This window comes from Pseudarthrobacter sp. CCNWLW207 (assembly GCF_037203945.1).
Classification (GTDB): Bacteria; Actinomycetota; Actinomycetes; order Actinomycetales; family Micrococcaceae; genus Arthrobacter.
Genome location: NZ_JBBCBS010000004.1, coordinates 182,067 through 194,290 on the forward strand (window position 1 = coordinate 182,067; position 12,224 = coordinate 194,290).

Here is a 12,224-nt window from a genome sequence, read left to right on the forward strand (position 1 = left end):
TAAACGGGTCGTGAGGGGTGCTTCATTGGAAGAACGTTCGGCGTCGGCGCCAACGGCAGACGGAGATAACGGTCCGGGCCGCGGACCGCAAACCGGGCTGGTCCCTGCCGCACGCCCAGGACAGGCCGTCCCCGTCGACAACTCGGGGGCCCGGCCCACGTTCCCTGGAAGGCGCGAACGCACGCGTTCGCGCCTGGCACGGCTCACCGGTCGCGGCGGGGCCACCTATTCACCCATCCTCGAACCGTTGCTCAGGACCGTCCGGGCCAATAACCCGAAAGAGGACTTCGACCTCATCCAGCGGGCCTTCGACGTCGCCGAGCGAAGCCACCGCGGGCAGAAACGCAAAAGCGGTGACCCGTATATCACCCACCCGGTTGCCGTGGCCACTATTCTGGCCGAACTGGGCCTTAGTGGAACCACGCTGGCAGCTGCGCTGCTCCACGACACCGTGGAAGACACTCCCTACACGCTGGCGGACCTGAAGAGGGACTTCGGGCCCGAGGTTGCCATGCTCGTTGACGGCGTCACCAAGCTGGACAAGGTCAGCTTCGGTGAAGCAGCCCAGTCCGAGACCGTTCGCAAAATGGTTGTGGCCATGGCCAAGGACATCCGCGTCCTGATGATCAAACTGGCGGACAGGCTTCACAACGCCCGCACGTGGCGATTCGTCTCCGCTGAATCCTCCGCGCGGAAAGCGCGCGAAACCCTGGAGATCTTCGCACCCCTTGCCCACCGCCTGGGCATGAACACCATCAAATGGGAACTGGAGGACCTGTCCTTCGCGGCCCTCTACCCGAAGGTTTATGAGGAAATCGTCCGGATGGTGGGCGACCGCACCCCGGAGCGCGAGAAGAGCCTGGGCGTCATTCGCGACCAGATCACCGAGGACCTCCGGGCCGCCAGGATCAAGGCCACGATTACCGGCCGGCCGAAGCATTATTACTCGATCTACCAAAAGATGGTGGTCCGGGACAAAGACTTCGATGACATCAATGACCTGATGGGTGTCCGCGTGCTGGTGGACTCCGTGCGGGACTGTTATGCGGCGCTGGGGACCATGCATGCGCGCTGGAACCCGTTGCCGGGGCGGTTCAAGGACTACATAGCGATGCCGAAGTTCAATATGTACCAGTCCCTGCACACTACGGTGATTGGGCCTGGCGGCAAGCCGGTGGAAATCCAGATCCGGACCCACGAGATGCACCGCCGCGCAGAATACGGCGTGGCCGCACACTGGAAGTACAAGGACCAGCCCAACCGCACGGCCACCGGCCCGGGCAGCCCTCGCGACGGTGACATGGGCTGGCTGCGGTCGCTGGTGGACTGGCAGCAGGAGACGTCCGATCCCGGGGAGTTCCTGGATTCGCTCCGGTTCGAGATCAACGCCCGTGAAGTGTTTGTTTTCACGCCCAAGGGTGAGGTGATGGCCCTGCCCGCCGGATCCACTCCGGTTGACTTTGCCTACGCGGTCCACACCGAGGTGGGACACCGGACCATCGGTGCCCGCGTCAACGGCAAGCTGGTCCCGCTCAACAGTGAACTGAACCACGGCGACTGGGTGGAGATCTTCACCTCGAAGGCCGAAGGAGCCGGCCCCAGCCAGGACTGGCAGCATTTCGTCAAGAGCGCCCGTGCACGGAACAAGATCCGCCAGTGGTTCAGCAAGGAACGCCGCGAAGAGGCGATCGACCGCGGCAAGGAACTACTGACCCGCGCTATGCGCAAGCAAAACCTGCCGCTGCAGCGCCTGATGACGCACGAGGCGCTGGCCGCGGTGGCGGAAGATTTCAAGTACGTGGACATCTCCGGCCTCTATGCCGGCGTTGGAGACGGTCACACGTCAGCGCAATCGGTGATGGAAAAGCTCGTGGAGAGCCTCGGCGGAAGCGAAAGCACCGACGACGACATCACCGAAGTAAGCATCCCCACCCAGGTTGCCAAGACCCGTTTCTCTGATTCCGGCGTGGTAGTGCGCGGCGTTGGCGACGTCTGGGTGAAGTTGGCGCGCTGCTGCACTCCCGTACCCCCGGACCCGATCCTCGGATTCGTCACGCGCGGCTCCGGCGTGTCCGTACACCGCACCGACTGCACCAACATCTCGGACCTGAAGGACCAGCCAGACAGGATCGTGGACGTCGACTGGGCACCCACGCAGTCGAGTGTGTTCCTGGTGGAGATCCAGGTCGAAGCGCTGGACCGCAAATCGCTGCTGTCTGATGTCACCCGGGTCCTTTCAGAGAACCACGTGAACATTCTGGCCGCGAGCGTACACACCTCCACGGATCGGGTAGCCATCTCACGGTTCGCCTTCGAGATGGGCGATCCCAAGTACCTTAGCCACGTCCTCAGTGCTGTCCGGCGGATCGACGGCGTTTTTGACGTCTACCGGACTACCGGCAACAAGCGCCGGAGCTAAGCGGGCGAGTTTCTCCAGGGCAGAGCGCTTGTGGGGCACGCGCGGCGTGGACTCGATGGCCAGGACCAGCAGGCGTAGCCGGACGTCGTTCTGTGGCCGGGACAGCAGCGCATCCAACACTGGAAGTGCGCGCTGGGCGTCCACGTGCAAGGCGATATCCAGCGCTGTGCGGAGCGGACTGGAGATCATCAGGCCACCCAGGCTGACCACATCGCATGGCCCCAGCCTGACTTCGTGCAGCGTGCACCCTCGGGTGTTTCGCAGGCTGGAGATGCGACGCTTGGCATCCACGAGCAGGGCCAACCGGTCAGGTTCGCCGGCGCACCCATAGATCCAGGCTGCGGTCATCCGCCCGGCGACCACACGTTGTCTGATGGCTGCAGGCACGCTGTTGGCCGCCGCCCGTGCCCTCATCTGCGGCGATGGAGCAACGCCTGGGAGGGCATAGCCATGCTGATGGAACTGGCTGAGTACCCCATCACCGGCCATCGCCTGAAGTTCCGGCCACGTGAAGGGCATCCCCGGTGAGTACAGTTCGGGGAACCGGGGGAGGGCAGGTACAGGCACAGTTGCCGCAACGGCGGGCGAAGGGGACGGAGTGGCCATTCAGCCATCCTGCCGGGTTGCCCGCAAACGAGTACAGGCCCGGCTCCGGTTATGTGGATAACCGGAACCGGACCTGCGTGTCCAGCCGTCACGCCCTTGAAGGGCCGCCGCCTAGGAGAGTTCGCTGGCCGAGCGCTGGATCTGGTCCAGCCATGCCTGCCGTGCGTCAAGGGCTTCCTTGGCGGCCTTGATCTTACGCTGGTCGCCGGCCTTCTCAGCCTTGGCGAGGTCATCCTGCAGACCCGCGATGGCGGCTTCCAGCTGTGACAGCGCGCTGTTGGTGCGCGCTTTGGTCTCGGGGTTGGACCGCTGCCAGTTTTCCTCTTCCGCGTGGCGGACGGCGTCCTCCACCTTGCGGAGGCCGGCTTCAATGCGGCCCATGTCGGCGCGCGGAACCTTACCGGCCTCTTCCCACCGGTCGCGGACGGACTGGAGTGCCTTCTTGGCGGCGGCCAGGTCCTTCACCGGAAGGATGGCATTGGCCTCAACGAGGAGTGCTTCCTTCACGGTGAGGTTGGCCGCGTATTCCTGATCGATCTCTTCGTTGGCGGCCTGCCGGTTCGTGAAGAAGACGTCCTGGGCCGCGCGGAAGCGTGCCCACAGGGCGTCGTCATCCTTTCGGCTGGCGCGCGGCGAGGCTTTCCACTCGTCCATCAGCCGGCGGTATTCACCCGCCGCATAGCCCCAGTCGGTGGAGGTGGACAAGGCCTCGGCCTCTGCAATCAGCTTCTCCTTGGCCGTCTTTGCCGCCGAGTTGTTGCTGTCCAGTTGGGAGAAGTAGGCCCGGCGGTGGCGGTCGAAGACGGTGCGCGCCGCGCGGAAGCGCTTCCAGAGGGCGTCCTCGTTGCTGCGGCCCAAGCGTACGCCGCTCTTTTGGGCTGTCTTCCAGCTTTCGAACAGCTCGTTCATCCGGGCGCTGGAGGTCTTCCACTGGATCTGGGAAGGGTCCTGGCCGGAGATGCTTTCGGCTTCGGCAACGATCGCTTCGCGGGCGGCCAGCTCCGCGGTGCGGACGGCGTCGTGCTCGGCCTTCTCGGTCTTCTCAAGCTCCTTGACCTGTTCCGAAAGATTGTCGAGGCGGGTCTCAGCGGCACGGATGTCGCCCACCATGTTCCGCTCGGCCAGCTGTTCGCGCAGGTGCGTGACCGTCTTTTGCATGTCGGTACTCGGGGCTTTGGAACTTACCCGCTGTTCCAGCAGCACGATCTGGGCCAGGATGTCATCGAACTTGCGGGCGAAGTACGCCAGGGCTTCGTCGTCGCTGACACCGGGGTACTGTCCGACTGCGTGCTCCTCGCCGTCGATGGTCAGGAAAACGTGGCCGTCGCCTTCGACGCGGCCCCAGCGCGAAGCCTCGGCCAGAGACGTCGCGGGTACTACCGGCGCGGGTGCCGCGGCAGGAGCTGCAGCTGCCGGCTTAGGACGGGACGCGAAAGCGGCCGGTGACGGCGCCGGACGCGGTGCGGCGGATGGCCGAGGTGATACCCCAGGAGCGGAATCGGCCGGGGTTGCGGCCTCGGCAGCAGCGGCGGGCGCAACAGCCTCGGAGGCTGCCTCCTCAGCGGAACCGGCCGGGGCATCGGTTTCAGAAGATTCCTCAGCAGCTGCGGGGGCCTCCTCTGCGACGGCGTCGCCGGACTGTGCACCATCGGAGGGCGCAGGTTCGGACGGCGCACCTTCCGAAACGGCATCCTCGGTCGGTGTATCTTCAACCGATGCCGTCCCGTTGCCGGGCTCCAGGACCGCGGACTCCTCGGCCGGTGCTTCGTCAGCCGCTGCCGGTTCAGCCACGGGGGCCGTTTCCTCGGTCAGGTCTGCTGCTGTTTCGTCGGATTTCTGACTGTCTGTCACCGCTAAAAGTCTTTCGCTTGGAGGGAAATACTCACGTACTGCACCGTGGCCGTGAAGGCCTGGCTTCCTACTTCAGAGAAACCGAGTCTATCGTGACTGGTTGCACAGGTGCGCCGTCTGTGGCGCTGGAACCGGGAGTGATTCCCGCGGCGGCAATGGCGTTCACTGCTTCCATTCCGGAGGTCACCTTCCCCACCACCGTATAGCCCCCGGCAGAGTCGGCGGGAATCACCGTGTCTTTGTAGACCACGAAGAACTGCTTGCCGTTTCCGTACGCGTTGTCGCCGGAGCGGGCCACAGCGATGGTTCCGGCGGGGTAGGTGTTGTCCGGCGGAGTGTTTTCGAGGGGACCCCAGGTGTAGTCCGGGTCGGCCGAGGCGGAGGCGCCGCCGCACTGCAGGAGGCCGAACGAGTCAGCGGTGGTCAGGCGGTGGCAGGCGCTGCCGTTGTAAAAACCCTCGTCCGTGAGCGTTTTGAAGACGGCGGCAGCCTGGGGCGCCTTGGTACCGTCGATTTCGATGCCGAGCACGTTCCCGTTGAGCGTCATTTCCCCGGTAAAAACTTTGCCGGCAGCGGTGTCCGCCGCCGGAATGTTGGGACCGTTAGTGGGCTGTGCCGACGGCGTGGGGGAGGCGGACGGACTGGTGAGCCCGGCCTCGGCCGCAGCATATTCCTCTTCCGTGGGGTTTCCGGCAAAGACCGTGAGTTGGAGCACGACGGCGAGGATGACGGCGGCTGCACCCGCACCGGCGGCAATAATATTGTCCCGTTTGCGCCTTTGCTCCTGCTCGCGCCGCAGCTCGCGCTTGGCTTCCATCTGCTGGATGCGCCGTTTGGCCTCGCGGGCGCTGCGTGAACTGGCCGCCAATGGTCCTCCTGATAGTCGCCGCTGCGGCGTGCCTGGTGGTTCCGGTGCGCCTGCAGTTCTTTGACAGCATTTACTGCCCTCACCCGCACATTAGAGATGCAGGCGGATGACGCATAAACTGACTGCCGCACATAGTTTATGCATGAGTTGCCGGACAACCGCCGTTCGCGCCCCGTTTCGGGTGGAATGCCGGCAAAGTCCCAGGCGCCCTTCATCCAGAGGAGATATTCCACCATGGCACGCACCGCCTCCCTGTCCGGATTCCCAGAGTGGCTTCCCGAGGAGCGGCTGGTGGAGCTGCATGTGCTGGACACCCTCCGCAAGGTTTTTGAGCTGCACGGGTTCGCCTCCATCGAGACCCGTGCCGTCGAAACGGTTGGCCAGCTGCTGCGCAAGGGCGAGATCGATAAAGAGGTGTATGGGCTTAGCCGCCTCCAGGATGACGAGGGCGAGGAGTCCAAGGCCGGCAGGCACGATCCGCACGCCCTCGCCCTGCACTTCGACCTGACGGTGCCCTTTGCCCGCTACGTCGTAGAGAACGCGGGCTACCTTGCCTTCCCGTTCCGCCGCTACCAGATTCAGAAAGTGTGGCGCGGAGAGCGTCCGCAGGAGGGCCGCGCCCGCGAATTCACGCAGGCTGACATCGACGTGGTGGGCGACGGCGAACTGCCGTTCCGCTATGACGTGGAGATCGCCCTGGTGATCGCCGAGGCCCTCAGCGCCTTGCCCATCCCGGATTTCCGCCTGCGTATCAACAACCGCAAACTGGCCGAAGGCTTCTACCGCGGCATTGGCCTGGATGACACTGCAGGGGTCCTGCGCAGCATCGACAAGTTGGAAAAGATCGGCCCGGCCAAGGTTGCGGAACTGCTCAAGACCGAACTCGGAGCCTCGGAGGAGCAGGCGCAGGCTGCCCTCCAGCTCGCCGCGATCCGCACGGAAGACACATCGTTCGCGGCACGGGTCCGCGCCCTCGGCGTCAGCAACGAACTCCTGGAGGAAGGCCTGAACGAGCTGGAGCAGGTCATCGAGGCAGCGGTGCAGCGCGCCCCGGGCAAGGTGATTGCGGACCTCAGCATCGCCCGCGGCCTGGATTATTACACCGGCACTGTCGTGGAGACCGTCCTGGTGGGCCATGAGCAGCTTGGTTCCATCTGCTCCGGCGGCCGTTACGATGCACTGGCGTCCAAAGGCAACCGCAAGTTCCCCGGCGTCGGCCTTTCCATCGGGGTAACCCGTCTGGTCTCGCGCATCCTCAGCCAGGACTTGGCGAAGGCTTCCCGCTCTGTTCCTACAGCCGTGCTCGTTGCGCTGACTGACGACGACAGCTGGGGCGCTGCCCAGGACGTCGCGGCACAGCTCCGCGGCCGGGGCGTCGCCACCGAGGTGGCGGCGAAGGCCGAAAAGTTCGGCAAGCAGATCAAGTTCGCAGACCGCCGCGGCATTCCGTTTGTATGGTTCACCGACGAGCACGGTAAGCACCAGGTTAAGGACATCCGAACCGGTGTGCAGGTGGACGCCGATCCCGCCAGCTGGTCACCGTCCGACGAAGACCTCTCCGTCCAGGTCACCACTGCCCTCCAGGCATCCGCCCAGCCGGCTTGACCCCAGGCTCCTCCCGGGCCCAATCGCGACCCTTCGTGGGCACTTCGACACGGACTCGCCGAGCCTGTGTCCGGGGTGAGAAGTGCCCCACGACGGCGGAACTTACATGCCGCTTCGGCGCTAACGTCGCAGCCGGAGCACCAGGAACCGCCCTGCTGCTCCGGCGGCCAGGACGCCAACCATGCCCAGCACCGAGGCGGCCGGAAGTGTGAACGCCAGGAGCAGGCAGCCGAGGAACCCAGTGACATTAAGCCACCGGGGGCCGTGTGCAGGGTGTTCGGGCAGCGTGTAGGCGGCCGCATTGGTGACCGCGTAATAGATCAGGACGCCAAAGCTGGAGAATCCCACTACCGTCATGACGTCCGTGGTGAGCAGCAGGACAATGACGACGGCGGCCACTGCCAGTTCGGCCACGAACGGCACCGTATGTTTCCCGCCGACGTGCGCCAGGGCGCCGGGCAGGTCACGTTCCCTGGCCATCGCCAACGCGGTCCGGCCCACTCCGGTGATCAGCGCCAGGAGTGCGCCGAGGCAGGCGGCGGCCGCGCCGGCCTGCACGACCGGTGCGCCGGCGCCCAGAGCCGAATTCCGTACCGCCTCCAGCAGCGGCGTGGCCGTTGCGGCAAGGCCGGCGGGGGACAAGTGGTTGAGCAGCAGCAGCGCCAGGACAAAGTAGATGCCGAAGGCGGCAGCGAGGGCGGCCAGGATGGCGCGGGGAATCGTCCTCGCGGGATCCTTGACCTCTTCACCCAAGGTGGCGATGCGCGCGTACCCCGCGAAGGCGAAAAACATCAGGCCTGCTGCGGGCAGAATGCCCCCGACGCCGGCGGCAGCACCGCCGTCGGCCGCCTGAACGCCCGGGTGGGGGCCAACGATGCTGGCAGCGGCGACAAATACCAGCGTGGCCAGGACAACGGCCAAGAGGATCCTGGTCAGGAGGGCAGTGCGGGTAATGCCCAGCAGGTTGACGCCTGTCAGCGCCACTACCGCGGCAACCGCGACCGGAACGGCGTACTGTGGCGCAACATAGTTCCCGAATGTCAGTGCCATGGCCGCGCACGACGCGGTCTTTCCGGTGACGAAACCCCAGCCCGCCACAAAGCCCGGCCACGCGCCCAGCCGCTTTCGGCCGTAGACGTAGGTTCCGCCACTTGCCGGGTACCTGGCTGCGAGTTCTGCCGAGGCGACCGCGTTGCAGTACGCCACGGCACCCGCAAGGAGGACAGAGATCAGCAGGAAGCGTCCGGCGAGTCCGGCGGCAGGGGCGAAGGCCACAAAGACGCCCGCGCCCAGCATGGAGCCGAGGCCGATAGAGGTGGCGTCGAACACGCCAAGCCTCCGCTGAAGTTGCTGGTGCCTGGTCATGGGGGAGGCGAAGCCTTTCCAACGGGTAAACTCGAACGGGATTGTTCCCGGAACGATCCTATGCAACTTCCTTAAAGTTCCTGCTGTCTCTTTCAGAAAGGCGTGCTGTGCTGCGCACACATGACCTCGGATCCCTTCGCTCCGAGCACATTGGACAAACCGTAACCCTGGCTGGCTGGGTGGGCCGCCGTCGTGACCACGGTGGTGTCGCATTCGTGGACCTGCGCGATGCCTCCGGTGTGGCGCAGGTTGTGGTCCGTGAGGAAGAGGTCTTCCACGGTCTGCGCAACGAGTACGTCCTTCAGATCACCGGCACCGTCTCCAAGCGGCCCGAGGGCAATGAGAACCCGGCGCTGGCTACCGGCGAGATCGAGGTCATGGCGGACAAGGTAGTCATCCTTAACACGTCAGATCCGTTGCCGTTCCAGATTGATGAGCACGTTGAGGTGGGTGAGGAAGCCCGCCTGAAGCACCGCTACCTTGACCTTCGCCGCCCCGGCCCCGCACGCAACCTGCGGCTGCGGTCCGAAGCGAACCGGGTAGCCCGGGAACTGCTCCACCAGGACGGTTACGTCGAGATCGAAACACCCACGCTGACACGCTCGACGCCGGAAGGCGCCCGTGACTTTGTGGTTCCCGCACGACTGGCACCGGGTTCCTGGTACGCCCTGCCGCAGTCCCCGCAGCTTTTCAAGCAGCTCCTGCAGGTGGGCGGCTTCGAGAAGTACTACCAGATCGCTCGCTGCTACCGCGACGAGGACTTCCGTGCGGACCGCCAGCCGGAATTCACTCAGCTGGACATCGAGGCCAGCTTCGTGGACCAGGACGACATCATCGCCCTGGGCGAAAACATCGTCAAGGCACTGTGGAAGCTGATCGACGTCGAGATCCCCACCCCCATCCAGCGCATCACCTATGCGGACGCGATGGCGCGCTACGGCTCGGATAAGCCCGATCTCCGCTTCGGCGTGGAGCTGACGGAGCTCACCGAATTCTTCAAGGACACCAACTTCGGTGTCTTCAAGGCTCCGTACGTCGGCGCCGTGGTGATGCCCGGCGGTGCCTCGCAGCCGCGCCGCACCCTGGACGGCTGGCAGGAATTCGCCAAGCAACGCGGACACAAGGGCCTGGCTTACGTGCTCTTCAAGGAAGACGGCGAACTGGCCGGCCCGGTCGCCAAGAACCTGACCGACACCGAGCGTGCTGGCTTGGCCGATGCAGTGGGCGCCAAGCCCGGCGACTGCATCTTCTTCGCCGCTGGCGAGAAATCAGCGGCCCGCGCCCTCCTGGGTGCTGCCCGCGTGGAGATCGGCCACCGCACCGGCCTGATCGACCCCAACGCCTGGGCCTTCTGCTGGGTGGTTGACGCGCCGATGTTCGAACCGGCCGCCGCAGCCGTGGCTTCCGGGGACGTGGCCGTTGGTGCCGGCAAGTGGACGGCTGTCCACCATGCCTTCACCTCGCCCAAGCCAGAGTTCCTGGAAACGTTCGACCAGGACCCGGAATCCGCACTCTCCTACGCCTACGACATCGTGTGCAACGGCAACGAAATTGGCGGCGGCTCCATCCGTATCCACGAGCGCGATGTCCAGGAGCGCGTCTTCGAGCTGATGGGCCTGGACAAGGCAGACGCCCAGACCAAGTTCGGGTTCCTGCTTGAGGGCTTCAAGTTCGGTGCCCCTCCGCACGGCGGCATCGCCTTCGGCTGGGACCGCGTAGTGGCACTGCTGGCAGGTGTTGAGTCCATCCGCGACGTCATTGCCTTCCCGAAGACCGGCAACGGCTACGACCCGCTGACCCAGGCGCCCGCGCCGATCACGCCGCAGCAGCGCAAGGAAGCCGGCGTCGACTTCAAGCCGGAAGCCAAGAAGGCTGAACCGGACGCCAAGTAGGCTAAAGCTCGCATCTGAACAGGAGGCTCTCCGGACAACCGGGGAGCCTCCTGCCGTTGACGAAGGAGTACCGTGGCCGATACTGCCCTGCCGGACCTTGAACGTGTCATGGACGCAGCCTGGCTGGCGCCCGACCGGGGAGAGGCTGGCGGGTGGGTTCTGCGCGCCGCAGCTGGCGTGACCCAGCGCGCCAACTCAATTTGGCCCCGCCGCGCGCCGGACGGAAGCCCGCACGACAACCCTGCCCTGCTCCGGCAGGCACGGGCTTGGTACCGTGGCCGGCGGCTGCCGGTAATCTTCCAAATCGTCGATACCACGCGCAACGAGGCACTGAATGCCTTCCTCGATGCGGAAGGCTTCACACGGCAGTCTGAAACCGTGATCATGGTGCGGGATGCCGGCGGGAATGAGCCAGGGCCCGATGCCGGCGTCGAAATAACGGCGGAGCCTTCCGCGGAATGGCTGCGGCTCTGGTGGAGTGTTGACGGCAGGGGCGGCGATGAGGCCCTTGCCACCGCCCGTGCCATTCTTGAGGGCTGCCCGGCCCTGTACGCACTGGTGCGGGACGACGCCGGGGTCCCCGCCGCCGTCGGACGGCTTGCCGTTCCTCCGTGCCCAGAAGGCGGGCCGGGCGACTGGGGCGGCCTGTACTGCATGGCCACCCGGTCCGATGTGCGGCGCCGCGGCTATGGCACCCGGGTTCTCCAAGCCTTAGCCGGATACGGAGCGTCACAAGGGCTGAACGGCTACTGGCTGCTGGTCACCGCCGCGAACCGCGGGGCGCAGGAACTTTACGCGAAAGCCGGGTTCCGGGAGGCCGGCCGCTACAACTACCGGCAGGAACGGCCCAAACGGCACTTGACCGGCTGCTGAATTCGAAGGGGAGTGGGTGCTACGACGCCGGGTCGGTGACCTGGATCCGGACTGCACAGGCATCCGCCGCCGCCTTTTTCAGGACGGCGGCACGGGGGTCGGGCACGTCGAGGTAGGCCAGCCGGGGCAGCTTGGCGTAGTCCTTCAGGACCGGCTCTTCCAGCACCAGGTCAACCAGGGTGCGGTCACCCCCGGGAACGACGTATTCGAACGATTGCCCGCTGAACACCTGCCGGGCCTGCCCCGCAACAGCCTGGACCAGTTCGTCCGCCTGGTTGGAACGGCGTCGTGCAAACCTCTGCTGCGACTGGCCGCCCGCCGCCGTCCGGGACTGCACGTACCTCGTGCCCGCTTTGGACGCCACAATGACTCCTTCGCTGGCCACAGCGACGCCGTAGCCTCCCCGCCGGACCAGGAGAAGACCCAGTCGACGCGGCTGGGAGGCGATGGAGGCCAGCCGCTCCAACGCATCGGCGCCCCGCCCCGGCCGGCCGTCCGCGGGCCAGGGCGGCTGCAGCAGCGCCGTGGTGCCGTCCGCCGTAAGAAGCCGCACGCCGTCGTCGTCATCACTGGGCCGGAAGCCGCCGTGGGCGGCGCTGAAGCGCTCCAGCCAACCTGAGAGGCGGGCGCCGGGCACAAAGGCCGTCCGGACCGAACCGGCCCGGCCGGCGCTGTCGGCGTGTGCACTCATGGGACCCCTTTGGGCTGGCGAATTTGGGCGGACGAAGAACTGGGGGAACGGTGC

9 protein-coding genes are annotated in these 12,224 nt (G+C 65.7%); 4 read left to right on the top strand and 5 right to left on the bottom strand.

Annotated elements, in window-relative coordinates:
* Positions 1 to 25: 25 nt before the first annotated feature.
* Positions 26 to 2,419 (top strand): RelA/SpoT family protein, encoded by a 2,394-nt coding sequence (locus V9L17_RS08715; protein ID WP_337348610.1) that lies wholly within the window; start codon positions 26 to 28, stop codon positions 2,417 to 2,419.
* Here V9L17_RS08715 and V9L17_RS08720 read toward each other — a convergent pair.
* The 3 genes from V9L17_RS08720 to V9L17_RS08730 all read right to left on the bottom strand — a co-directional run bounded on the left by V9L17_RS08720 (position 2,300) and on the right by V9L17_RS08730 (position 5,744).
* Positions 2,300 to 3,025, bottom strand: coding sequence for a type IV toxin-antitoxin system AbiEi family antitoxin (locus V9L17_RS08720; protein WP_337351162.1), 726 nt, complete (start codon positions 3,023 to 3,025; stop codon positions 2,300 to 2,302). The two genes, V9L17_RS08715 and V9L17_RS08720, sit on opposite strands and share 120 nt — an antisense overlap.
* A 111-nt stretch (positions 3,026 to 3,136) precedes the next feature.
* Positions 3,137 to 4,876, bottom strand: a complete 1,740-nt coding sequence (locus tag V9L17_RS08725) for a DUF349 domain-containing protein (protein WP_337351163.1) — start codon at positions 4,874 to 4,876, stop codon at positions 3,137 to 3,139.
* Between the two features lie 67 nt (positions 4,877 to 4,943).
* Positions 4,944 to 5,744 (bottom strand): peptidylprolyl isomerase, encoded by an 801-nt coding sequence (locus V9L17_RS08730; protein ID WP_337351164.1) that lies wholly within the window; start codon positions 5,742 to 5,744, stop codon positions 4,944 to 4,946.
* Positions 5,745 to 5,978: 234 nt separating this feature from the next.
* On the opposite strand from V9L17_RS08730, the gene hisS reads away from it, so the two are divergent.
* Positions 5,979 to 7,349: a histidine--tRNA ligase gene (gene hisS, locus V9L17_RS08735; RefSeq protein WP_337351165.1), complete on the top strand. Its 1,371-nt coding sequence runs from the start codon at positions 5,979 to 5,981 to the stop codon at positions 7,347 to 7,349.
* A 120-nt stretch (positions 7,350 to 7,469) separates the two neighbouring features.
* Here hisS and V9L17_RS08740 read toward each other — a convergent pair whose 3' ends face one another.
* Positions 7,470 to 8,714 (bottom strand): APC family permease, encoded by a 1,245-nt coding sequence (locus V9L17_RS08740; RefSeq protein ID WP_337351166.1) that lies wholly within the window; start codon positions 8,712 to 8,714, stop codon positions 7,470 to 7,472.
* Between the two features lie 107 nt (positions 8,715 to 8,821).
* On the opposite strand from V9L17_RS08740, the gene aspS reads away from it, so the two are divergent.
* Both aspS and V9L17_RS08750 read left to right on the top strand, forming a co-directional pair.
* Positions 8,822 to 10,606, top strand: coding sequence for an aspartate--tRNA ligase (gene aspS / locus V9L17_RS08745; protein ID WP_337351167.1), 1,785 nt, complete (start codon positions 8,822 to 8,824; stop codon positions 10,604 to 10,606).
* A 72-nt stretch (positions 10,607 to 10,678) separates the two neighbouring features.
* Positions 10,679 to 11,479: a GNAT family N-acetyltransferase gene (locus V9L17_RS08750; protein WP_337351168.1), complete on the top strand. Its 801-nt coding sequence runs from the start codon at positions 10,679 to 10,681 to the stop codon at positions 11,477 to 11,479.
* Between the two features lie 19 nt (positions 11,480 to 11,498).
* Here V9L17_RS08750 and V9L17_RS08755 read toward each other — a convergent pair whose 3' ends face one another.
* Entirely contained in the window at positions 11,499 to 12,170 is a 672-nt protein-coding gene (locus tag V9L17_RS08755) for an acVLRF1 family peptidyl-tRNA hydrolase (protein WP_337351169.1), read from the bottom strand.
* Positions 12,171 to 12,224: the final 54 nt, after the last annotated feature.